A 24,479-nucleotide genomic window follows, 5' to 3' on the forward strand; every position below is an offset into this window, starting at 1 on the left:
CTTGTCGCTCTCGTCTCCCGGGCTTTTGTCCCGCCGTGTAACCTCGCTGGAGGTCGATGACTCTCGGACCAGTCACTCGCTGCGCGAGCCGGAACCCTAGTCATCCATTGTCAGATTGTGGTGCCGCTGTCCGAATGCTTCGGATCGTTCCTGCACACTCGATACAAAGCGAGCGGCGTGCCAAGTTGGCGAAAGTGCCGGGGCAGAAGGGCTGCGCTGGATCGCGGCGGATGTTTCGCTGCAAGCCGGGGCGTTGCGCCGCCCTCAAATGAAGCGCGACGCCGCATCCTGGTGCGCGGGGCCAGTCGAAAGGCAGGAGCGGGCGGGGCGTCACGGGCGGCAGACTGCTGCGACCTTCACCTTCGAGGAATCCATCGCCATGTCCGAGTTGCTGAGCTTCGCCAAGGGCGCGCTGTCCATGTTCTGGCTCGCCGCCGTGCTCAACCTGATCTACCCGTTCGGCGAGCTGCATCGCCCGCTGTTGTGGCTCTCCGCGATCCTGCTGGTGGTGCATGTGGGCGAGGTGCTGTTGCTGGCGCGCCGTCGTTCCTGGCTGGAGCAGGTTCAGGTGCTGCTGTTCGGCGTGCTCCACCTGCAGAGCCGCAAGGTGCGCCGGCTGGCCACTGTAAACGGCTGATTTACCCAAGCTTTACCTTTCGCCGCGGCACCGCCTTCTGACAGGCATGTCTGATCTTGTGAGACCGGAAGAATGTACGCCCCGCACCCCGGCGGGGCGACCGGCTTGCCTGATGGAGGCGCCATGCGTCGTTTCTTCGCTGCTGTACTGATGATCCTTCCGTTGACCGGCTGCGTGGTCTACGAACATGACCACGACCGTGGTGGCTGGCATGACCGGCCGCACTACTATCGCCCGGCGCCGCCGCCGGCCTATTACGGTGGCCCGTACCAGGGCTGGCGCCGTTGAGGTATGGTCCTGATGGGTATTGCTTCGCTCCACGCCATCCTGCGAAAAGCACTCACGACGCGGCGCTGAACGCCGCGTCTTCCTCCAGCAACAACTCGACGAACTGGCTGGCCGCAGGCGACAGGCTGCGGCTGGCATGGCGAACCAGGGCGTAGGCGGAGCCGCGCCCTGCAACGTCGCCGCTGCTGGGCCAGGGCAGCACCGCCAGGCTGCCGGCCTGCACATCCGCGGCCACCACATCCCAGGTGGCCAGGCAGAGTACGTCGCTGCCTTTCACCAGCTCCTTGAGCATCAGCACGTCATCGCATTGCACGCTCAGCGGCTGCTCGCGGCCGAGGGTGCGAGCCAGCCCTTCGTGGGCGTCGCGCGGCAGGCGCGGGCCGGCCAGCGGGTAGTCGAGCACGCGCTCCACCGACGGCACGCTGCCGATCAGCGGATGCCCCGGCCGGCAGAACAACACGCCCCGGTGTACTCGCAGCGGCAGAATGTCGAGGCGGCTGTCGCCTTCCAGTTCGCGGTAGTCGGCGATGAACAGTTCCAGCTCGTCGTCCAGCAGACGCTGGTGCAGCTCGCTCCAGTTCTCGATGGACAGCAGCACCGACACCTTCGGGTGCGCGCTGCTATAGCGGGCGAGCACCTGCGGCATCAGCCGCGCGCCGGGGAAGGGGCCGGCGCCCAGGCGCAGCTCGCCGGTCTCCAGGTCAGCCAGTTGCAGCACGGCATTCTTCAGCGCGCGATCACCGGCCAGCAGGCGGCGGGCATGTTCGAGCACCAGCCGGCCATGGGCGGTGAGGGTGACCCCGCGCGGGTTGCGGTCCACGAGTTGGCAGCTCAGCTGGCCTTCCAGCGCCTGGATGCTCCGCGACAGGGCGGGTTGACTAAGATTCACCGCATCGGCAGCGCGGGCGAAGTGACCGTGCTCGGCGAGGGCGACGAAGTGGCGTAGCTGGCGGAGATCGCTCATGCGCTTCCTGCATTGATTGTTAAGTTGGAATGCATTGGAATTATTAGCGCGACGGCCGGCATAGTGCGAGCACAACAACAAATTCCGGAGCCTTCCGATGTCCCGTCTTTCCGCTGCCGTGCTGCTCGCCAGCCTCTGCCCCGGCCTGCTGGTCGCCGCCGAACAGCCCAAGCCCCCGACTTCCTTCACTCAGGCCGCGCAGGAGCAAGTGCGTCAGTCGCTGCCGTTCAGTGACCGCGCCGATTTCGACCGGGTGGAGAAGGGCCTGATCAAGCGTCCCGAGAACCTCGTGATCAAGAACGAGGACGGCACGGTCGCCTGGCAACTGGGCGGCTACGACTTCCTCAAGGCCGCCAGGGACGTCGCCAGCGTCAACCCGAGCCTGATGCGCCAGGCCCAGCTGAACCTCAGCTACGGCCTGTTCAAGGTCACCGATGGCATCTACCAGGTGCGCGGTTTCGACCTCGCCAACACCACCTTCATCGAAGGCAAGACCGGCTGGATCGTCATCGACACCCTGACCACCCCGGCGACTTCCAGGGCCGCCTACGCCCTGGTGAGCCAGGAGCTGGGGCAGAAGCCGATCCGCGCGATCATCTACAGCCATGCCCACATTGACCACTTCGGTGGCGTGAAGGGCCTGGTCAGTCAGGAGCAGGTGGACAAGGGGGAGGTGCAGATCATCGCGCCCAAGGGCTTCATGGAAGCGGCGATCAAGGAGAACGTGCTGGCCGGCAACGCCATGCTGCGCCGCGCCACCTACCAGTACGGCACCCTGCTGCCGCAGGGCCCGGAAGGCCACGTCGACATGGCCATCGGCAAGGCCGTCGCCAAGGGCCCGATGAGCATCATCGCGCCGACCAAGACCGTTGACGGCTCGCTGGTGGAGATGGAGATCGACGGCGTGCCTGTGACCTTCCAGAACACCCCCGGCACCGAGTCACCGGCAGAGATGAACGTCTGGCTGCCGCAGCAGAAGGCGCTGCTGATGGCCGAGAACGTCACCGCAACGCTGCACAACCTGTACACCCTGCGCGGCGCCGAGACGCGCGACCCGCTGGGCTGGAGCAAGTACATCAACGAGGCGCTGCATCGCTTCGGCGACAAGGCCGAGGTGATGTTCGCCGTGCACAACTGGCCGCGCTGGGGGCACGAGGACATCGTCCGCACCCTGGAGAAGCAGCGTGATATGTACGGCTACCTGAACGACCAGACTCTGCACCTGGCCAACAACGGGGTGACCATCAACCAGATCCACGAGCGCCTGAAAGTGCCGCCGGAGCTGGCCAACGAGTGGTTCAACCGTGGCTACCACGGCAGCGTCAGCCACAACGTGCGCGCGGTGGTGAACAAGTACCTGGGCTACTACGACAGCAATCCCGCGACGCTGAACCCGCTGGCGCCGGAGGACTCGGCGGTGAAGTACGTCGAGTTCATGGGCGGCGCCGATCACCTGCTGCAGATGGCCAAGGCGTCCTTCGACAAGGGCGAGTACCGCTGGGTGGTGGAGGTGGTCAACAAGCTGGTCTTCGCCGACCCGGCCAACCAGGCCGCGCGCAACCTGCAGGCAGACGCCCTGGAGCAGCTCGGTTACCAGGCGGAGAACGCCGGCTGGCGCAACAGCTACCTGATGGCCGCGCAGGAGCTGCGCAATGGCGTGCCGCGTGACATGCCGACCATGAAGTCGGGCAGTCCCGACGCGTTGGCGGCTATGGATACCGGCCTGCTGTTCGACTACCTCGGCGTACGCCTGAACGCGGAGAAGGCCGAGGGCGAGGACTTCGCCATCAACCTGGTGCTGCCGGACAAGAACGAGCAGTACCTGCTGGAACTGAAGAATTCGCACCTGAACAACATCAAGGGCGTGCAGAGCGAGAGCGCCGGGCAGACCGTGACCATCGACCGTGCAGACCTCAACCGCCTGATGCTCAAGGAAGTCTCGCCGGTGCGTCTGGTGTTCGAGGGCAAGCTCAAGAGCTCGGGCAACCCGCTGCTGCTGGCCAAGCTGTTCGGCATGCTGGAAGACTTCAACTTCTGGTTCGACGTCGTCACCCCGCCGCAGAAGAGCTGAGTCTTTCCCCTCCCGCGCGGCCGGTTCCCCGCAGGCCGCGTCTCCCCTGGATGGCACAATGCAATGATTGCATTGTGCCATTGTTTTTTTCGCGGCCAGTCTGCACCATGCGACCCCTGCGCCGGCAGCTGGTTGCCGGCGCTCGCAGTCGAGTAGTCGCGATCGTGCTCAACCGTTGTTCCAGGGTGTTGCGTCGTTGCTGGCCGGGGCCGTTGGCCCTGATGCTGGCGGCTTCGCTCGGCGTCCTGGCGGGGGCGCAGCAGGCCGAGTGGGACTTCAAGCTGATCAGTCAGCAATCCGCGCGCCTCTATGGGCCGCTGGGCGAAGGCCAGGTGCGCATCGACGCCTGGCAGAAGCTGCTCGTGCAGCAGGCCACGGCGAGCGAACGCGACCAGCTTCAGGCGGTCAATCGCTTCTTCAACGACCAGCTGCGCTTCACCGATGACCTGAGCCTCTGGCACGAAGTGGACTACTGGGCCACGCCGGTGGAGGCCTTGCTCAAGGGCGCCGGCGATTGCGAGGATTTCGCCATCGCCAAGTACATCAGCCTGCGACACCTGGGCGTGCCGGCACAGAAGCTGCGCATTACCTACGTCAAGGCGCTGCGTCTGAACCAGGCGCATATGGTGCTCACGTACTACCCACGGCCCGATGCCGTGCCGCTGGTGCTGGACAACCTGATCGGCAGCATCCTCCCGGCCAGCCAGCGCAGCGACCTGCAGCCGGTCTACGCGTTCAACGGCGAGGGCCTGTGGCTCGCCGGCAATGGCGCGGGTGGCGGCAAGCAGGTTGGCGACAGCAAGCGCCTGTCGCGCTGGCAGGACCTGCTGAAGAAGATGAAGGCCGAAGGCTTCCCTCTGGATGAGTAGCCACGGAACGAATAGCTGCACCGACACGAATAGCTCCCGCGGGGGGAGCCTGGAGACACGATGTCCCTGTTCAAACAGTTGTTGATCGCCATCTGCCTGTTCCTGGTGGTCGCCTTCAGCGGCAGCTTCATGGTCGGCCTGGAAAGCTCGCGCGAGCAGTACGGCAACCAGCTGCGCTCCCACGCCCAGGACGCGGCCACCGCGCTGGGCCTGTCGTTGACGCCGAACATCGACGACCCGGCGATGGTCGAGCTGATGGTCAGCTCGATCTTCGACAGCGGCTACTACGAGAGCATCCGGGTGATCGACCTGGCCACCGGCAAGGTGATGGTGGAGCGCACCGGGATCCCCGATGCGGTGGCCGCCAAGGTGCCGCAGTGGTTCATCTCGCTGATCGACCTGCATTCGGCTGGCGGCGACGCCATCGTCAGCCGCGGCTGGACCCAGGCCGCGCGGGTCGAGGTGCTCAGCCACCCGATGTTCGCCATCGCCAAGCTCTGGCAGAGCACCCTGGGCAGCCTGCTCTGGCTGGTGCTGTGCGGCATTGCCAGCGCTGTGCTCGGCGCCATCCTGCTGCGTCGCCAGCTCAAGCCACTGGACTACATGGTGGCGCAGTCCCACGCCATCGCCCGGCGCGAATTCCTCAGCCTGCCGGAACTGCCGCGCACCCCCGAGCTGCGCCGCGTGGTGCAGGCCATGAACCAGATGGTGGAGAAGCTCAAGGCGCTGTTCCAGGAGCAGGCCCAGCGCAGCGAACGTCTGCGCGACGAGGCCTACCTGGACAGCCTGACCGGGCTGGGCAACCGACGCTTCTTCGACATGCAGCTGAACAACCGGCTGAGCGCCGAGGACCAGGTCAGCAGCGGCGTGCTGCTGGTGCTGCGGGTCAACGACCTCGCCGGGCTGAACCAGCGCCTGGGCGGCCAGCGCGTCGACCAGTTGCTCAAGGCGGTGGCCGACCAGCTGCGTCTGTCCGGGCAGGGGCTGGGCTCCGGCCTGACCCTGGCGCGCAGCCGTGGCGGCGAGTTCGTGATGCTGGCGCCGGGGCTGATGCCCGAGGACGCGCCGGCCCTGGCGATGCGTCTGGAAGGCATGCTCGCCGCGTTGGTCACCACCGGCGCCAGCGATGTGAGCCCTGTGGCTTGCCTGGGGCTGGTGCCCTTCGTTTCCGGCGAGTCGGCGCAGGCGCTGTTGCAACGCGCGGACGAGGCGCTGGTGCAGGCCGAGCGACGGAACGACAGCTGCTGGGCCTTCCTCCAGGGCGGCGCCAAGCCGGTCGCCGAGGAGCGTCACAGCTGGCACCAGCTGCTGGACGAGGCGCTGATGCACAAGCGCTTCCAGCTGCATTTCCAGGCGGTGGTGTCCTGCGCCGACCCGCAGGTGGTTCTGCATTACAAGGTGCTCTCGCGCCTGCCGGACGGGCAGGGCGGCAGCATCGCCGCCGGGCGCTTCCTGCCCTGGCTGGACCGCTTCGGCTGGACCGCACGGCTGGACCTGCTGATGCTCGAAAGCGTCCTGGCCGACATGGCCAAACACAACCGCCCGCTGGCGCTGAACCTGTCTGCTGCGCTGCTGCGGGATGAATGGGCGACCACCCGCGTGTTCGACCTGCTGCGCCAGCACCCGCAATTCGCCGGGCGCCTGACCCTGGAGCTGGAAGAAGACCAGTTGCCGGCGCAACCGGTGCTGGAAGCGCTGACCCGCCGCCTCGGCGAGCTGGGCTATCGCCTGAGCCTGCAGCACTTCGGCGGGCGCTTCAGCATGATCGGCAACCTGGCGCGGCTGGGGCTGGCGTACCTCAAGGTCGACGGCAGCCACATCCGCCATATCGACCAGGAGAACGACAAGCGCCTGTTCATCGAGGCGATGCAGCGCGCGGCGCACAGCATCGACCTGCCGCTGATCGCCGAGCGCGTGGAGACGGCGGGGGAGTTCCGGGTGCTGAAGGAGATGGGTATCCAGGGCGTACAGGGACAGCTGTTTGGTGGGCCGGCGCCGTGGTGATGCGCCTGTAAGGTTGTAGGAGCGGGCCATGCCCGCGACCCGTCGGCAGGGCTGACGTGTGCCTTGGTTCCAGGGCCGTAGGGCGCATAACGCGCCAGCGTTATCCGCCTTCGTGGCATCGGCGGATAACCCGTTCCGGGTTATGCGTCCTACAGGGGAACATTTGCCGGAAAAGAAAAACGGGGCTCAGATCAGCCCCGTTTCCTCGTCGTCGTTGATCAGCCGGGTCAGCCCGCCCAGCGCTTCACGGGCCTGGGTCCGGTTGAGCAGCTTGGAGCGCGCCGCCGGCGGCAGGTCGGTGATGCGGATCACCCCCTTGGTGATCAGCACCGAGATCAAGTCTTCCAGTACCCGGATCATGTCCAGATCGCTCTGCTTGAGTTGCAGCAGGCTGCTCTCGGCCGCCCAGGCCTGGATGTCCGGGTGGTCCGCCGGCAGGGTGCCGGTCATCCCGTCGAACTCGGCGTCCTCGACGCGCGAGATTCTCCCCTCGGCGTTGCGCTGGATATACAGCATCGACCCGTCCCCAATTCATGTGATGTGAAGGAACGACAGCGCAGCCACCCCGAAGGGTGGCCCCGCTGTCGTCGTGTCAGAGCCTGACCGTCTGGAAGCCTGGCGGCAACCGCGGATCAGTGATGCTCAGTCTTGACCACCGGGTCGGAACCCGCCACCAGCTTGTTGACGATCTCGGTGGAAGTCGAGCCGTAGGTGGAAAGGTCGACCCCACTCAGCTTGATGGTGACGTCCGCGGCCCCGCCGTTGTTGATCTGCCCGGTGGTGCTCACCTGCAGGGTCGAGGTCGTGGTGTCCACCTTCAGGTAGCTGAGGATGTCGTTGTGCGCGGTCTCCGGCAACAGGTCGCTGATGTCGATACGGTCGCCTTCACCGGCCTTGAAGTCGGTGATGGTGTCGTTGCCGATATCGCCGGCCTTCCAGATGAAGGTGTCGGCACCCGCGCCGCCAGTGAGGATGTCGTCGCCCTTGCCGCCGGTGAGCTGGTCGTCACCGGTGCCGCCGAAGAGGATGTCGTTGCCATTCTCGCCGAACAGGAAGTCGTTGCCGCCCTGGCCGTAGAGGATGTCATTGCCATCGCCGCCATACAGGTGGTCGTCGCCGCCACGGGTATCGCCCTCGACATTGAACAGCGCATGGTTGGCCTTGATGTAGTCGTACATCTCGTCGCTGGTGGCGGCGTGGCCGTTCTTCAGCTCCAGGAAGGCCGACAGTGCGCTGACACCCGAGCCCGCCGGCATGTCGGCCGGTTTGGCCGGGTTGCCATTGACGCCCCAGGGCAGGTTGTCGGTGTTGATGGTGTCACCGAAGATGATGTCGTCACCCGCGCCACCGTTGATGGTGTCATGGCCCGAGGGCGCCAGTTCGGTGGAGGTGGAGCCGCCATGCAGTGCGGCCGTGAGGTCGCTGGCCTGCTTGACGATGTCCACCTGGCCGACCGGGGCGTAGGTGTTGACGATCTGCTTGAGGTTGTCGAGGGTGATACTCGCGGTGCCGGAAGTGGTGTTGTCGGTCAGCACGAAGTCGATGCGATAGGTGCCTTCGCCCACGGCCTTGTCGGTGGTGTAGGTGGTGTTGCTCGACGAGGACGTCAGTGTGTGCGTTTCCACCTGTGTCCAGGCGCCGTCGACGTACTGCTTCAGCGTCCAGGTGAAGGTGTCGCCGCTGCGCATGCTCTCGGTGAAGTCGAAGCTGAAGCTCGAGGTGGTGTTCTTGGCGACGGTCAGGTCCGAGGTGATGGCCGTGCTCGAGCCCGCAGCACTGGTGTCGGTCATGCTCAGCTTGTTGCCCGAGATGCCGACCGCGCCGGTGGAGCTCTTGCTCAGGGTCCAGCCCGGCAGCGCGCTGTTGTTGTCGAAGGTGAACAGCGTTTTGGTGGCGGTGGTATAGACCGTGCCCATGCCGGTGACATTGGTATTGTCGAAGTACTTGAGCGTGCTCTCGTTGACATTGGTGCCGATGCCGATGGCACGTACTTCGCTGAGTGCCGACAGGCTGGCGAAGGCCTGGGTGGTGTTCTGCATCAGCGAGCCATTGCCGCTGGACTCGGTCGGGTCACCGTCGGTGAGGAACAGGGTGATGTTCTCGTAGCTGTTCTTCTGGTCGTTGAACCAGCTGACCGCCTGGCCGAATGCCTCCTGGTAGTCGGTGCCGCCGACGGCTTGCAGGCCCTGGTTCTGGGACTTGCCGATGGCGTTGACCAACTGGTCGATGTTGGCGTCGGACAGGTCGGTGATGCTGACTTTCAGGCTGGCGGTGCTCTGGAAGCCGATCAGGGAGATGTTGATGATCCCGTCATGGCCCTTGAGTTCGTTGGCCAGGCTGATCAGCGCATCCTTCACCAGCTTCATCCGCGAGTTGGCATAGGCCGCGCCGGACTGGCCGGCGAGGTTGTAGGCCATGCTGCCGGAGGTGTCGACCACCAGGGCGATGTTGTAGTTGGTGCCGCCCTGGGTGAGCGTCTTGATGCCGCCGACGTCGCCGAGGATCACGTCATCGCCCGAGCCACCGGTGAGGGTGTTGTCGCCGTTGGGGTTGGTGGACGGGATCTGCACCTGGCCGACGTGGATGTCGAAGCCGTAGGTCGGCGAAGTGTCGACACCGCCGTTGGCCACGCCGCCGCTGTCCTGCACAGCGAAGCTGAAGTGCGCGTTGGAACCCGAAGCGTCCGGTACGAAGGTCAGCTTGCCGCCAGCCACATCGCTGGCGCTGATGGCCTGGCCGGCCTTCACGGCGGTGCCGTTGAGCAGCAGGGTGCCGGAGTCCGGCAGGGCCTTGATCAGGATGTTCTGCAGGCTGTGGTTCTGGCCGTTGGCGGAGTCGGCGGTGTCGCTGAAGGCGAAGTCCTTGGTTCCGAAGGTGTAGGTCTTGCCGGCGTAGACGCTGGCCGAACCGTCCGCCGACAGCGGTGCATCGTTCACCGGGGTGACGTTGAAGGTCAGGGTGCTGGACGAGCTGGAGAAGCCGTCGTGGCTGTCCTGCACCGAGAACTTCAGGGTCGCATAGGCATCGCCCGCGGCGTTGGCCACCGGGGTGTAGACCAGGCTGGCGAGCAGGCTCACGGCAATCACCTGGCCGGCGGTCACCGACTGGCCGTTGAGGGTCAGGCTGCCGGCGGTGGGCAGGTTGTCGATGCGGATTGCCTTGAGCGCGTCGCCGGCGTCCTTGTCGCTGAAGCCGAAGTCGCTGGCGCTGAAGCTGCGCTTGCCGTCCTCGTTCAGGGTCACGGTGCTGGCGGTGGCGGTGGGCAGGTCGTTGCTGCCGGTCACGGTGATGGTCACGGTGGCCGGCGCGCTGACCGCACCCTGGGCGTCCTTGGCGGTGTAGGTGAAGGTCACCTGGCGCGATTCGCCGACGTTCAGCGAGTCGAAGTCGGTGCCCGGATTGAACACGTAGCTGCCGTTGGCGTTGAAGGTGAGGGTGCCGTTGCCGGCGCCCACGCTCTGTACCAGGGCATAGCCGTTGGGGTTGACCGCGCTGTCGATGTCGGTAGCCGCCGGAACCTGGCCGTTGTACGTGTTGTTCTCGCCGGTGGTCTGCTGGTCGTTCTTGGCTTCCGGCGCATCGTTCACTGCGTTGATGCCCACGGTGACGGTGGCGGTGCTGGTGCCGCCGTGGCCGTCGCTGATGGTGTAGGTGAAGCTGCCGCTGCCGTTGACGTCCTTGGCCGGGGTGAAGACGACGTTGCCGCCCTCGAGCTTCACGCTGCCGTTGACCGCGTTCTGCACGCTGACGATGGTCAGGCTGTCGCCGTCCACGTCGCTGTCATTGCCCAGCAGGGTCTGCGGAGCGATGGTCAGCGCGGTGTCTTCGTTGGTCACCAACTCGCCCACGGTGTGGGTCAGCGAGGTGCCGCCGACGGTGGTGTAGGTGCCGTTCTGGGGGCGCATCTCCACCTGCAGCTGGGCCTGGCCGCCCTGATCCCAGTAGACGATCTCGATGCTGTGGCTACCGCTCTGGGCGATGGTGAACACCGCCGATTCACGGCCTGTCGGGCTCTGGATGTTGTCGTATTTGAAGACTTCCACGCCGTCGATCTTGATGCTGAAGCCATCGTCGGCGTTAACCCGCAGCTGGTAGCTGCCGGCGTTGAGGTTGATCGCGCCGGTCAGCTGGATGATCGCGTCCGAGGTGTTCGCCGGATCGGTGTTGAGGCTCTTCGCATCGTTGCCGAGGAACTTCTGCAGGTTGCCGTCACCGCCCAGGTCGCCGCCGCTGAGGTTGTAGTTCAGCGTGGTGGAGGTGAAGGTGGCGCTCGGGTTGTGCCCGGCCATGAAGCTGGTCACCTGGCTCAGGCTGATCAGGTTGGTGCCATCGGGGCCTTCGTTGTAGCCCCAGTAGTTGCCCTTGAGGCCGCTGAGGGTGAAGTTGTCGTTCACTGCCAGCGGGGCGTCGTTCTCCGGCGTCACGTTGAAGGTGATCTTGTTCGGCGTGGTGTCGTAGGTGTTGCTGCTGTCCTTCACCGAGAAGGTGAAGTTGGCGTAGTTGTTGCCGTTGGCGTTGGCGGCCGGGGTGAACACCAGCTTGCCGAGGTCGGCGGCGTCGATTACCTGGCCGGCAGTCACGGCGTTGCCATTGAACTTCAGCGTGCCGTTGGTGGGCAGGCTGTCGATGCGCACGCCACTCAGGGTGTCGCCGGCGTCCACGTCGCTGAAGCCGAAGTCGGCGGCGCTGAAGCTGCGGCTGCTGTCTTCGCTCAGGGTGATGGTGTTATCGGCGCCGTTGGGAGCGTCGTTGCTGCCGTTGACGGTGATGGTGATGGTCTTCGGATCGCTGAGCGCGCCGTCGTTGTCCTTCGCCTGGTAGGTGAAGGTGACGGTTTCGCTCTGGCCGGCGGCCAGGTGGTCGAAGGCGGTACCCGGCGTGAAGGTGTAGCTGCCGTTGGCGTTGAAGACCAGGCTGCCCTTGCCCTGGGCGACATCGGTGGCCAGCTGGTAGCCGACCACGGTGCCGTCGATATCGGTGGCGACCGGGACCTGGCCCTGAAGAACGGTGTTCTCCCCGGTCGACGCGGTGCCGTCGGCAGCAACCGGACGGTCGTTGGTGCCGGTGACGTCGATGGTGATGGTTTTCGGATCGCTCAGTGCGCCGTTGTTGTCCTTCGCCTGGTAGGTGAAGGTCACCAGTTCGTGAGCGCCAGCGGCCAGGTGGTCGAAGGCGGTGCCTGGATTGAAGGTGTAGCTGCCGTTGGCGTTGAACGTCAGGGTGCCTTTGCCGGCCGCCACGTTGGTGACGAGCTGGTAGCTGGCGATGGTGCCGTCGACGTCGGTCGCCACCGGAACCTGGCCCTGGAGTACGGCGTTTTCGCCGGTGGTCTGGGTGTCGGCGTAGGCAACCGGCGCATCGTTGGTGCCGTTGATGGTGACGGTCACGTTGGTGCTGGTGCCGTCGGCCGCTTTCACGATGAAGGTCTCGACGAGGTGTTCGCCGGCTTTCAGTTCGTTGAAGGCGGAGTTGGCGACGTAGGTCCAGGTGCCATCGGTGGCGATACTGAACTTGCCGTTGGTGCCGACGGTGTTGGTCTGCGCCTGGAACACCGCCGGGCTGTCGACATCGTTGACGATCAGCTTGCCGGCGATGGTGACCGGGGCGTTGGTTTCATCGGCGCTGCCGCTGTTCTGGCCGGTGATTACGGCCGCGTCGTTGGTGCCGGTGACGGTGATGGTGATGGTTTTCGGGTCGCTCAGGGCGCCGTTGTTGTCCTTCGCCTGGTAGGTGAAGGTGACGTCCTGGGTCTGGCCCGCCGCCAGGTAGTCGAAGGCGGTGCCGGGGTTGAAGGTGTAGCTGCCGTCGCTGTTGAAGGTCAGTGTGCCCTTGCCGCCGCCGATACCGGTGGCCAGCTGGTAGCTGGCGATGGTGCCGTCGACGTCAGTGGCAACCGGGACCTGACCCTGGTACACGGCGTTCTCGCCGGTGGTCTGGGTGTCGGCGTAGGCCACCGGCGCATCGTTGGTGCCGTTGATGGTGACGGTCACGTTGCTGCTGGTGCCGTCGGCCGCTTTCACGATGAAGGTCTCGACGAGGTGTTCGCCGGCCTTCAGTTCGTTGAAGGCGGAGTTGGCGACGTAGGTCCAGGTGCCATCGATGGCGATGCTGAACTTGCCGTTGGTGCCGGCGGTGTCGGTCTGCGCCTGGAAGCTGGCCGGGCCGTCGACATCGGTGACATTCAGCTTCCCGCCGATGGTGACCGGGGCGTTGGTTTCATCGGCGCTGCCGCTGTTTTGGCCGGTGATCACTGCCGCGTCGTTGCTGCCGGTGACGGTGATGGTGACGGTCTGCGGGTCGCTCAGCGCGCCATTGTTGTCCTTCGCCTGGTAGGTGAAGGTCACGGCTTCGCTCTGGCCGGCGGGCAGGTGATCGAAGGCGGCGCCCGGATCGAAGCTGTAGCTGCCGTCGGTGTTGAAGGTCAGGGTGCCTTTGCCAGCAGCCACGTTGGTGGTGAGCTGGTAGCTGGCAACGGTGCCGTCGACATCGGTGGCGACCGGGACTTGCCCGTTGAACACGGCGTTTTCGTCGGTACTGACGGTGTCGGCAAACGCCACCGGCTTGTCGTTGGTGCCGACGATGTTCACGGTGACGGTGCTGCTGGTGCCGTCGAAGGCTTTCACGGTGAAGGTGTCGGTCAGGGTCTGGCCGTCCTTCAACTCGTTGTAGGCCTCTTTGGCGGTGTAGACCCAGGCGCCGTCGCTGCCGAGGTTGAAGGTGCCGTACTTGCCGGTGCTGCTCTGTGCCTGGAAGCTTTCCGGGCTGTCGACGTCACTGATGCTCAGCTGGCCATTGGTGGTGACCGGGGCGTCGGTCTCGTACACGTTGGCCGTGGACAGGCCGCCGATGACGGCTGCGTCGTTGCTGCCGTTGACGGTGATGGTGATGGTCTGCGGATCGCTCAGCGCGCCATTGTTGTCCTTCGCCTGGTAGGTGAAGGTCACGGCTTCGCTCTGGCCGGCGGCCAGGTGATCGAAGGCAGCGCCCGGATTGAAGCTGTAGCTGCCGTCGCTGTTGAAGGTCAGGGTGCCTTTGCCGGCGGCCACGTTGGTGGTCAGCTGGTAGCCGGCAACGCTGCCGTCGACGTCGGTAGCGGTCGGAACCTGGCCGTTGAGAACGGTGTTCTCCTCGGTGGTCTTGCTGTCGGCATAGGCAACCGGCGCGTCGTTGGTGCCGATGAGGGTCACGGTGACGGAGGTGCTGGTGCCGTCGGCAGCCAGGACGGTGAAGGACTCGGTCTGATGCTCGCCGTCCTTCAGTTCGTTGAAGGCCTCGTTGGTGACGTAGCTCCAGGTGCCGTCAGCGGCGACGCTGAACTTGCCGAAGGTGCCGGCGGTGTCGGTCTGGACCTGGAAGCTGGCCGGGCCATCGACGTCGCTGATGTCCAGCTTGCCGTCGATGGTGACCGGGGCGTTGGTTTCATCGGCGCTGCCGCTGGTCTGACCGGTGATCACCGCTGCGTCGTTGCTGCCGATGACGGTGATGGTGATGGTCTTCGGATCGCTCAGCGCGCCATTGTTGTCCTTCGCCTGGTAGGTGAAGGTCACGGCTTCATTCTGGCCGGCGGCCAGGTGGTCGAAGGCGGTGCCCGGATTGAAGCTGTAGCTGCCGTCGCTGTTGAAAGTCAGGGTGCCTTTGCCAGCGGCCACGCTGGTGGTCAGCTGGTAGCCGGCAACGCTGCCGTCGACGTCGGTAGCGGTCGGAACCTGGCCGTTGAGAACGGTGTTCTCTTCGGTGGTCTTGCTGTCGGCGTAGGCGACTGGCGCGTCGTTGGTGCCGTTGACCGTGATGGTGATGGTCTGCGGATCGCTCAGCGCGCCGTTGTTGTCCTTGGCCTGGTAGGTGAAGGACACGGTTTCGCTCTGGCCGGCAGCCAGGTGATCGAAGGCGCTACCCGGGTTGAAGCTGTAGCTGCCGTTGGCATTGAAGGTCAGGGTGCCCTTGCCGGCGGCGACGTTGGTGGCGAGCTGGTAGCTGGCGATGGTGCCGTCGACATCGGTGGCGGTCGGAACCTGGCCGCTGTAGACGGAGTTCTCCCCGGTAGTTGCGGTGCCATCGAAGGCCACCGGTGCATCGTTGGTGCCGACGATGTTCACGGTCACGGTGGCGCTGGTGCCGTCGGCAGCCTTCACGGTGAAGGTGTCGGTCAGGGACTGGCCGACCTTCAGTTCGTTGTAGGCGTCCTTGGCGACGTAGGTCCAGTTGCCGTCGGTGCCGAGGTTGAAGGTGCCGTACTTGCCGGCCACGTTGTTCTGCGCCTGGAAGGTTTCCGGGCCGTCGACGTCGCTGACGTTGAGCTTGCCGCCGGTGCTGACCGGCGCGTCGGTCTCGTTGACGCTGCTGGACTTCACGCCGCTGATGACGGCGGCGTCATTGCTGCCGGTGACGGTGATGGTGATGGTCTTGGGTTCGCTCAGCGCGCCGTTGTTGTCCTTCGCCTGGTAGGTGAAGGTGACGACCTGGCTCTCGCCGGCGGCCAGGTGGTCGAAGTCGCTGCCCGGCTCGAAGTGGTAGGTGCCGCTGGAGTTGAAGTTCAGCGAGCCGTTGCCCTGGCCGACGTCGGTGACCAGCTGGTAGCTGGAGACCTTGCCGTCCGGATCGGTGGCGGCCGGTACCTTGCCGTTGACGCGGCCGTTCTCGTCGATGGTGACGTTGTCATCGTACGCGGTGGGCGCATCGTTGGTGCCGAGGATGTTCACGGTGACGCTGGAGCTGGTGCCGTCGGCGGCCTTCACGGTGAAGGTGTCGGTCAGCGACTCGCCCGGCTTCAGCTCGTTGTAGGCGTCCTTGGCCACGTAGGTCCAGGTGCCGTCGGTGCCCAGGTTGAAGGTGCCGTACTTGCCGGCGACGTTGGTCTGGGCCTGGAAGGTGTCCGGGCCGTCGACGTCGCTGACGTCCAGCTTGCCGGTGGTGGTGATCGGCGCGTCGGTCTCGTAGACGTTGACGATCTTCGCCCCGCTGATGATCGCGGCATCGTTGCTGCCGGTCACGGTCAGGGTCAGGACGTTCTCGTCGGTGGCGCCCTTGTCGTCGGTGACGATGAACTTGATCTGCAGCTCGAGGGTTTCACCAGCGCCGAGCTTCTGGTAGTCGGCGTGGTTGCCGTTGAAGCTCCAGGTGCCATTGGCGTTCAGGGTGAAGCCGCTGGGCGCCGCGTCCTTCAGGCTGAAGTACAGTGCGTGGCCGTCGTCGACATCGGTGGCAGTGAGCGTGCCGCCGCTGATCTTGTCTTCATTCACCGAAGCGCTGGCGGCCTTGGCCTGCGGCGCATCGTTGGTGCCGATGACGGTGATGGTCAGGGTGCTGGTGCTCTTCGCACCGTACTGGTCGGTGACGCTGTAGTTGACGGTGAAATTCTGGGTCGCGCCCACGGCCAGGTGCTGGTACGCCGCGTTGCTGGCGTCGAAGCTCCATTTGCCGCTGCTGTCGCTGCTGAAGCCCGCCGGCAGGCTGCCGGTGGTGGCGAAGGTCAGCACGGCGTTGTGGTCGACATCGCTGCCGGCCAGCTGGCCACCGATCTTGCTGTCTTCGTAGACGGTTTCCTTCATCACCCCGGCGACCGGTGCGTCGTTGGTGCCGGTGATGGTGAGGGTCAGGGTGCTGGTGCCGGTGGCGCCGTGTTCGTCGGTGACGGTGTAGTTGATCGCCAGGGTCTGCGTCTCGCCCTGGGCGAGGTGGTCGTAGGCTGGGTCCTTGGCGTCGAACAGCCAGCTGCCGTCGGACTTCAGGGTGAAGCCGGCGGTGTTCTGCGCGGTGCTGAAGGTCAGCTGGGCGTCGTGGTCGACGTCGGTGGCCTGCAGCTTGCCGGTGATCTCGCTGACCGGCTTGAGCTGGTTGGTCAGGGTGGTGTTGTTGGCGCCGCTGGTGGTCAGGGTCCAGTTGCTGCCGGTGTGGGTGACCTGGCCGACCACATTGCCGACACTCACCTGCGAAGGCAGGTTGCTCAGCACGAGGGTCGAGTCGACGGATTTGTCGACGGCATCGGAAACGCCCAGGACGATGGTGTAGGTGCCCGGCTTGTCGAACACCTGCTGGAAGGTCTGCAGCCCCGAGCTGCCGCCGTCGCCGACCAGAGCCACGCTGGAAAGCAGCTGCACCTTCTGGCCGTTGACCTGCACGTAGGCGAAATCGTTGAAGGCCGATTCGTCGTTGGTGCTGAACTTCCAGTTGAAGCTGACCGCCTCGCCTGGCTGGGTGGTGGTGATGGTCAGGGTGACGGACGAGCCGTCAGTGGCGCCGGCCACGACGCCGGGGTCCTTGATGCCGCCTTCGACCGCGCTGGCGGTGGCCGGGTAGGCGACCGGCGCGTCGTTGGTGCCGACGATGTTCACGGTGACGCTGGAGGCGGTGCCATCGGCGGCTTTCACGGCGAAGGTGTCGACCAGGGTCTCACCGACTTTCAGCTCGTTGTAGGCGGAGCTCGCGGTGTAGGTCCACTGGCCGTCGGCGCCCAGATTGAAGGTGCCGTACTTGCCGGCAACGTTGCTCTGCGCCTGGAAGGTTTCCGGGCTGTCCACGTCGCTGATGGTCAGCTGGCCGCTGGTGCTGATCGGTGCGTTGGTCTCGTAGACGCTGACCGAGGTCTGGCCGCTGATGACCGCGGCGTCGTTGCTGCCGGTGACGGTGATGGTGATGGTCTGCGGATCGCTCAGCGCGCCGTTGTCGTCCTTCGCCTGGTAGGTGAAGGTGACGTCCTGGCTTTCGCCGGCGGCCAGGTGGTCGAAGTCGGTGCCCGGCTCGAAGGTGTAGCTGCCGTCGGCGTTGAAGGTCAGGCTGCCATGGCCCTGGCCGACGTCGGTGGCCAGTTCGTAGCCGACGACGCTGCCGTCGATATCGGTCGCCAGCGGAACCTGGCTGGTGAAAGCCGCATTCTCGCCAGTGGTCTTGCTGTCGCCGAATGCCACCGGCGCATCGTTGGTGCCGACGATGTTCACGGTGACCGTGGCGCTGGTGCCATCGGTCGCCTTGACGGTGAAGCTGTCGGTCAGTTTTTCGTCCTGCTTGAGCTCGTTGTAGGCATCGTTGGCGGTGTAGGTCCAGGTGCCATCGGTGCCCAGGCTGAAGGTACCGTACTTGCCGGCGACGTTGCTCTGCGCCTGGAAGCTGGCCGGGCCGTCGACATCGCTGACGGTCAGCAAGCCGCCGGTGGTGACCGGCGTGTTGGTCTCGTTGACATTCACGCTGGCCACGCCGCCGATCACTGCCGGGTCGTTGCTGCCGGTGACGGTGATGGTCAGGGTCTGGGTGTCGGTGGCGCCGTGTTCGTCGGTGACGATGTACTTGACCTGGATGTCCTTGGTCTCGCCTTCGGCGAGGGACTGGTAGGCCGGGTTCTTGCCGTCGAAGGTCCAGCTGCCGTCGGTCTTCAGGGTGAAGCCGGCCGGCGGATTGCCGGAAACGCTGAAGCTCAGCTTGGCGCCATCGTCCACGTCGGTGGCGGTGAGCTGGCCCTTGCTGACGGCGTCTTCCTTGGCGGCTGCAGTAGCAGCGTCAGCCTTGGGCGCGTCGTTGGTGCCGGTGACGGTGATCAGCAGCACGCTCTGGGTGCTGGCGCCGTGTTCGTCGGTGACGGTGTAACCCACGCTGATGAGCTGGGTCGCGCCGGCCTTCAGGTGCTGGTAGGCGGCATCGCTCGCATCGAAGCTCCACTTGCCGTCGCTGTTCAGGGTCAGGCCCGCCGGAGCGGCCTTGTTCAGGCTGTAGGTGAGCTGCGCGCCGTTGTCGACGTCGATGGCCTTCAGCTCGCCGCTGATCTGCGCATCTTCCTTGACGCCATTGAGCAGCGAGGGCAGGGCGATCGGCGTGTCGTTGGTGCCGGTGACGGTCAGCGTCAGGGTGTTGGTGCTGGTGGCGCCGTGTTCGTCGGTGACGGTGTAGTCGATCGACAGCACCTTGGTCTCGCCGGCGGCGAGGCTCTGGTAGGCCGGGTCGAGGCCGCTGAAGGCCCAGGTGCCGTCCTTGAACAGGGTGAAGCCGGCCGGTGCCTTGTCATTCAGGCTGAAGCTGAGCTTGGCGCCGTCGTCGACGTCGCTGGCGGTCAGTTTGCCGAAGCTGAACTTGTCTTCGCCGACCTTGGCGGACGCCGCGTTGGCGACCGGCGCATCGTTGGTGCCGGTGATGGTGATGGTCAGGCTGCTGGAGCTGGTGGCGCCGTGCTCGTCGGTGACGGTGAACGGGATGCTGAGGGTCTGCGTGGCGCCGGCCTTCAGGTGCTGGTACTCGCTGCCGCTGGCATCGAAGGTCCACTTGCCGTCGGCGTCGATGCTGAAGCCGGCCGGGGCGGCTTTGTCCAGGGCGTAGCTGAGTTGGGCGCCGTTGTCGGCGTCGGTGGCGGCGAGCTGGCCGCTGATCTGCGCGTCTTCCTTCACCGCGCCGGTGGTGGCGCTGGCGACCGGCGCGTCATTGCTGCCGGTGACGGTGATGGTGATGGTCTGCGGATCGCTCAGGGCGCCGTTGTCGTCCTTCGCCTGGTAGGTGAAGGCGATGTCGCGGGATTCGCCTTCGGCCAGGCCGTCGAAGTCCTTGCCGGGGTTGAAGCTGTAGCTGCCGTCGGCATTGAAGGTCAGGGTGCCGTTGTTGGCTCCCACGCCGGTGACCAGCTGGTAGCCGGTGATGCTGCCGTCCACGTCGGAAGCTGTCGGAACCTGGCCGTTGAAGACGGTGTTCTCTTCGGTGGTGGCGCTGTCGGCATAAGCGATCGGCGCGTCGTTGGTGCCGGTGACGGTGATGGTGACGGTCTGCGGATCGCTCAGCGCGCCGTTGTTGTCCTTCGCCTGGTAGGTGAAGGTCACGGTCTCCTCGGCGCCGGCGGCCAGATGGTCGAAGGCGGTGCCCGGATCGAAGCTGTAGCTGCCGTTGGCATTGAAGGTCAGCGAGCCCTTGCCCTGGGCGACGTCGGTGGTCAGCTGGTAGCTGACGACGGTGCCGTCCACGTCGGAGGCTGCCGGAACCTGCCCGTTGAGAACGGCGTTCTCTTCGGTGGTGGCGGTGCCGGCAATGGCGACTGGCGCATCGTTGGTGCCGATGAGGGTCACAGTGACGGTGGTGCTGGTGCCATCGGCGGCCAGGACGTTGAAGGATTCGGTCTGGTGCTCGCCGTCCTTCAGCTCGTTGAAGGCCTCGTTGGTGACGTAGGTCCAGCTGCCGTCAGCGGCAACGCTGAATTTGCCGTAGTCGCCGGCAGTGCCGGTCTGGACCTGGAAGCTGGCGGGGCTGTCGACGTCGCTGATGTTCAGCTTGCCGTCGATGGTGACCGGGGCGTTGGTTTCATCGGCGCTGCCGCTGGTCTGGCCGGTAATGACCGCTGCGTCGTTGGTGCCGGTGACGGTGATGGTGACGGTCTGCGGGTCGCTCAGGGCGCCATTGTTGTCCTTCGCCTGGTAGGTGAAGGTCACGGCTTCGTTCTGGCCGGCGGCCAGGTGGTCGAAGGCGGTGCCCGGATCGAAGCGGTAGCTGCCGTCGGCGTTGAAGGTCAGGGTGCCTTTGCCAGCGGCCACGCTGGTGGCCAGCTGGTAGCCGGCAACGGTGCCGTCGACGTCGGTGGCGGTCGGGACCTGGCCGTTGAGAACGCTGTTCTCCTCGGTGGTCTGGCTGTCGGCGGAGGCGACCGGGGCATCGTTGGTGCCGTTGATGGTCACGGTGACGATGGTGCTGGTGCCGTCGGCGGCGAGGACAGTGAAGCTGTCGGTCAGGTGTTCGCCGACCTTCAGTTCATTGAAGGCGGAATTGGCCACGTAGGACCAGCTGCCGTCAGCGGCAACGCTGAATTTTCCGTAGTCGCCGGCAGTGCCGGTCTGGACCTGGAAGCTGGCGGAGCTGTCGACGTCGCTGATGTTCAGCTTGCCGTCGATGGTAACCGGGGCGTTGGTTTCATCCGCGCTGCCGCTGGTCTGGCCGGTAATGACCGCTGCGTCGTTGGTGCCGGTGACGGTGATGGTGACGGTCTGCGGATCGCTCAGTGCGCCGTTGTTGTCCTTCGCCTGGTAGGTGAAGGTCACGTCGCGGGTCTCGCCCTGGGCCAGGCTGTCGAAGTCCTTGCCGGGGTTGAAGCTGTAGCTGCCGTCCGGATTGAAGGTCAGGCTGCCGTTGCCCTGGCCGACGTCAGTGGTCAGCTGGTAGCCGGCAACGCTGCCGTCGACGTCGGTGGCGGCCGGGACCTGGCCGTTGAGGACGGTGTTCTCCTCGGTGGTGGCCACACCCGGCAGGGCGACCGGCGCGTCGTTGGTGCCGGTGACGGTGATGGTGATGGTCTGTGGGTCGCTCAGCGCGCCGTTGTCGTCCTTCGCCTGGTAGGTGAAGGTCACGTCACGGGTCTCGCCCTGGGCCAGGCTGTCAAAGTCCTTGCCGGGGTTGAAGCTGTAGCTGCCGTCGGGGTTGAAGGTCAGGTTGCCATTGCCGGTGCCGACACCGGTGGTCAGCTGGTAGCCGGCGACGCTGCCATCCACGTCGGAGGCGGCCGGGACCTGGCCGTTGAGCAGGCTGTTTTCTTCGGTGGTGGCCACGCCCGGCAGGGCGACCGGCGCGTCATTGGTGCCGGTCAGGGTCACGGTAAGGGTGGCGGTGCTGGTCGCACCGTGCTCATCGGTGACGGTGTAGGGCACCTGCACGACCTGGGTCTCGCCCTCGGCCAGGTGCTGGTAGGCCGGGTCCTTGCCATCGAAGGTCCAGCTGCCGTCCGGCTTCAGGGTGAAGCCCGCCGGCGGATTGCCGTTGGTGGTGAAGGTGAGGGTGCTACCGGTGTCGCGGTCGGTGGCCACCAGTTGGCCTCCGATCACGCTGTCTTCGTTGCCGCTGGCCTGGCCATCCTGGGCAACTGGGGTGTCGTTGGCGCCCTGGACGTTGATGGTGATGACGCGGGTATCGGTGGCACCGGACGGATCGGTGACGGTGACGGTGAAGTTCTCGCTCGGGTTCTGACCCAGCGGCAGGGCGTTCACTGCATTGGCGTCAACCACGTAGGTGTAGCTGCCGTCGGCGTTGACGGTCAGCTCGCCATAGGCGCCCTTGGCGCTGCCGCTCCAGGTCAGGTTGGTGTCGTCGACGTCGGTGGCGGTCAGTTGACCCTTGATGTCGGCGAAGCTGTCGTTGGCGGCGGTGTCAGTGATGGCGCTGGTATAGGTGCCCGTGGCCACCGGAGCGTCGTTCACCGGGGTGATGCCGACGTTCACCACCAGTGTGCTGGACGCACCACGGCTGTCGGTGACGATCACGGTGAAGCTGTCGGCGCCGTTGTAGTCGCCATTGGGGTTGTACTGCCAGGTGCCATTGGGGGTGAGCACCAGCAGGCCGTTGGCCGGAGCCTGGCCGACGCTGTAGTAGATCAGGTCGCCATTCGGATCGCGGGCGGAGAAGGCGCCGGTGAGCAGAGTGTCTTCGGCGGTGGTCAGGTTCAGCACACCGTTGCCGCCGTCTTCGAATTGCGGCGCGAGGTTGGCCGGCAGTTCGTTCTGGCGCTCGTCACCGGTAGCGCCGCCGTTGTCCAGGCCGGAGGTGGTGTAGCCGATGTTCGGATCGACGCGACCGGCGGTGGCATCCAGCACCACGAAGCTGTGGCCGCCGCCAACGCCACCATTGCCGCCAGCGGCCGATGGCGCGGCAGTCGGGCCCGCTGCGGTGGGCGCCAGCGCCTGGGTCGGGTCGAGGCCGGCGGCGATGGCTTTCTGCAGGTCTTCGGTGCTCGGTGCGTTGGTCGGCTGCGCGGCAGCGTGGTGCGCCTCGGGCTGCGGCAGGTCAGCGCTGCTCCATTGGCTGTCGCGGCCCAGGTCGACCAGCTTGCCCTTGCCGACGTCGAGCGTCACCGCGCCGGAAGCGCCGGTGAGCAGCTGCTCGCCCTGGTAGATGCGGTCCCCTTCGACCAGGACGCGCTGGGCGCCTTCGGGGGATACCGCAATCACTTGGCCGATGATGCTTTTTACGACGGCGACGACGCTGCTCATGCACTTCTCCTGGTGAGGCTTGCCTGGTTGCCGACCGGCCGCAGGTGAGGTCGGCTCAGGAGGCATTCCTTTGTCTTTAAGAGCAAAAAGTTTGGCGTCAATCAATTGGCTTATAGCGTATCGAAATTACGTATATGCCAATGTATTGACCATTCGACTGCCATCCTAAACAATTGGCAAATCGATGTCACTTTGATATCGGTGTGCCGCCCAAAAAAATTTAGCGTGAAATTCATCACGCTTTTTGATGCTTTCCTTGCAGCCATTCGCCGGCCTTTTGACGCTCCTTGGCGACAATCGAATCGCTGCGGCTATCTCACTGATAAGGATGTTTTCCTCATGCGCATGCGATTCGCTCAAGCCGTGCCCTTCGCCCTGGCTTTCGTCATTCCCGTTGCCCTGCCGGTGCAGGCCGACACCCTCAACCAGGCCATGCAGAAGGCCATGGAGTACCACCCGGAAATCCAGGCCGGGGTGAACTCGCGTCTCGCTGCGGACAAGCAACTGCGCGCCGCCAAGGGCGGCTACCTGCCGTCCGTCGACCTGACCGCCGGTTACGGCCGTGAAGGCTCCGACAACACCACCACCCGTGGCCAAGGCGACCACTGGGACACGCTGAACCGTGGCGAATCCAACCTCGCCCTGCGCCAGATGGTGTTCGACGGCTTCGCCACGTCCAGCGAAGTCGGCCGCCAGCAAGCCAACGTCAACTCCCGCGCCTACGCGCTGCTGGGTACCTCCGAGCGCACTGCGCTGGACGTCGCCCAGGTCTACACCGACGTGCTGCGTCGCCAGGAAATGGTTCGCCTGGCCGAGGACAACCTGAAGAATCACCAGCGCGTCTACGACCAGATCAGCCTGCGCAGCTCCCGTGGCGTCGGCCGCCTTGCCGACCAGGACCAGGCCGAAGCCCGCCTGGCCCAGGCGCAGAACAACCTGATGACCGAGAAGACCAACCTGGCCGACGCCCGCACCAACTACTACAGCGTGGTGGGCAGCGACCCGGTGGAACTGAGCGAGCCGACCGGTCTTGTCGGCCAGTTGCCGGAAGACCTGCAGGCCGCCCGTCGCCAGCTGGTGGAGAACAGCCCGATCCTGCGCTCCGCCGAATCCGACGTCGCCGCCGCCGAGAAGCAGTACGACGCCGCGAAATCGACCTTCTATCCGAGATTCGATGCAGAACTTTCCCGAGGTGCCGATAACAACCTCGACGGAGAAGAAGGCCACAACAACGAATGGCAGGCCATGCTGCGCATGCGCTACAACCTGTTCGCCGGTGGCAGCAACAAGGCCGAGCTGGAAGCCAAGTCCTATGAGGCGAACCAGGCCCTGGATATCCGCAACAACGCCCTGCGCCAGTTGAACGAGGAACTCGGATTGTCCTGGAACGCCCTGAACAACGCCCGTGACCAGCTGCCGATCGCCCGCCAGTACGTGGACTACAGCACCCGTGTGCGCGAGGCCTACCAGAAGCAGTTCACCATCGGCGAGCGCACCCTGCTCGATCTGCTGGACAGCGAGAACGAACTGTTCAACGCTTCGCGCCGCCTGGTCGACCTGAAGTACACCGAGCTGTTCACCCAGTACCGCATCAAGGCCACCCTGGGCGAACTGCTCAAGAGCCAGGGTGTGGTCGCGCCGATGGCCGCGGTGGCGTCCGAAGACATCAAGCCGAAAGTCCAGCTGCCCGGCCTCAACTAACCTGCCCGAG

9 protein-coding genes and 1 riboswitch are annotated in these 24,479 nt (G+C 65.3%); of the genes, 6 read left to right on the forward strand and 3 right to left on the reverse strand.

From position 1 onward, the window contains the following. Positions 1-12 precede the first annotated feature (12 nt). Positions 13-111: riboswitch (guanidine-I (ykkC/yxkD leader) on the reverse strand. Between the two features lie 268 nt (positions 112-379). Continuing rightward, positions 380-637 (forward strand): DUF1145 domain-containing protein, encoded by a 258-nt coding sequence (locus IB256_RS20425; protein ID WP_192289788.1) that lies wholly within the window; start codon positions 380-382, stop codon positions 635-637. 123 nt (positions 638-760) lie between these two features. Further along, positions 761-925 carry a hypothetical protein gene (locus IB256_RS20430; RefSeq protein WP_167523272.1) on the forward strand — a complete coding sequence of 55 codons (165 nt, stop codon included), beginning with the start codon at positions 761-763 and terminating at the stop codon, positions 923-925. A gap of 52 nt (positions 926-977) precedes the next feature. Here the strand turns inward: IB256_RS20430 and IB256_RS20435 are convergent, their stop codons facing one another. Next, entirely contained in the window at positions 978-1,889 is a 912-nt protein-coding gene (locus IB256_RS20435; RefSeq protein WP_192289786.1) for a LysR family transcriptional regulator, read from the reverse strand. A gap of 97 nt (positions 1,890-1,986) precedes the next feature. On the opposite strand from IB256_RS20435, the gene IB256_RS20440 reads away from it, so the two are divergent. The 3 genes from IB256_RS20440 to lapD all read left to right on the forward strand — a co-directional run bounded on the left by IB256_RS20440 (position 1,987) and on the right by lapD (position 6,833). Next, positions 1,987-3,960 (forward strand): alkyl/aryl-sulfatase, encoded by a 1,974-nt coding sequence (locus IB256_RS20440; RefSeq protein WP_192289785.1) that lies wholly within the window; start codon positions 1,987-1,989, stop codon positions 3,958-3,960. Between the two features lie 221 nt (positions 3,961-4,181). Then, on the forward strand, positions 4,182-4,829 hold the full coding sequence (gene lapG, locus IB256_RS20445; RefSeq protein WP_192289783.1) for a cysteine protease LapG: 648 nt from the start codon (positions 4,182-4,184) through the stop codon (positions 4,827-4,829). A gap of 60 nt (positions 4,830-4,889) precedes the next feature. Continuing rightward, entirely contained in the window at positions 4,890-6,833 is a 1,944-nt protein-coding gene (gene lapD / locus IB256_RS20450) for a cyclic di-GMP receptor LapD (RefSeq protein ID WP_192403876.1), read from the forward strand. 186 nt (positions 6,834-7,019) lie between these two features. Here the strand turns inward: lapD and IB256_RS20455 are convergent, their stop codons facing one another. Together IB256_RS20455 and IB256_RS20460 are read right to left on the reverse strand one after the other, a co-directional pair. Then, a complete protein-coding gene (locus IB256_RS20455) occupies positions 7,020-7,349 on the reverse strand; it encodes a tryptophan synthase subunit beta (RefSeq protein WP_081517608.1) in 330 nt (109 codons plus the stop codon). Between the two features lie 116 nt (positions 7,350-7,465). Further along, on the reverse strand, positions 7,466-22,768 hold the full coding sequence (locus IB256_RS20460) for a retention module-containing protein (protein WP_192403878.1): 15,303 nt from the start codon (positions 22,766-22,768) through the stop codon (positions 7,466-7,468). Positions 22,769-23,107: 339 nt separating this feature from the next. On the opposite strand from IB256_RS20460, the gene IB256_RS20465 reads away from it, so the two are divergent. Then, positions 23,108-24,469 (forward strand): TolC family outer membrane protein, encoded by a 1,362-nt coding sequence (locus IB256_RS20465; RefSeq protein ID WP_192289777.1) that lies wholly within the window; start codon positions 23,108-23,110, stop codon positions 24,467-24,469. Positions 24,470-24,479: the final 10 nt, after the last annotated feature.

Source organism: Pseudomonas sp. PDM17 (genome assembly GCF_014851985.1).
Classification (GTDB): Bacteria; Pseudomonadota; Gammaproteobacteria; order Pseudomonadales; family Pseudomonadaceae; genus Pseudomonas.

Coding starts and splice junctions, on each gene's coding strand:
- IB256_RS20425 (WP_192289788.1), top strand. CDS start 380: ATGTCCGAGTTGCTGAGCTTCGCCAAGGGCGCGCTGTCCATGTTCTGG.
- IB256_RS20430 (WP_167523272.1), top strand. CDS start 761: ATGCGTCGTTTCTTCGCTGCTGTACTGATGATCCTTCCGTTGACCGGC.
- IB256_RS20435 (WP_192289786.1), bottom strand. CDS start 1,889: ATGAGCGATCTCCGCCAGCTACGCCACTTCGTCGCCCTCGCCGAGCAC.
- IB256_RS20440 (WP_192289785.1), top strand. CDS start 1,987: ATGTCCCGTCTTTCCGCTGCCGTGCTGCTCGCCAGCCTCTGCCCCGGC.
- lapG (WP_192289783.1), top strand. CDS start 4,182: ATGCTGGCGGCTTCGCTCGGCGTCCTGGCGGGGGCGCAGCAGGCCGAG.
- lapD (WP_192403876.1), top strand. CDS start 4,890: ATGTCCCTGTTCAAACAGTTGTTGATCGCCATCTGCCTGTTCCTGGTG.
- IB256_RS20455 (WP_081517608.1), bottom strand. CDS start 7,349: ATGCTGTATATCCAGCGCAACGCCGAGGGGAGAATCTCGCGCGTCGAG.
- IB256_RS20460 (WP_192403878.1), bottom strand. CDS start 22,768: ATGAGCAGCGTCGTCGCCGTCGTAAAAAGCATCATCGGCCAAGTGATT.
- IB256_RS20465 (WP_192289777.1), top strand. CDS start 23,108: ATGCGCATGCGATTCGCTCAAGCCGTGCCCTTCGCCCTGGCTTTCGTC.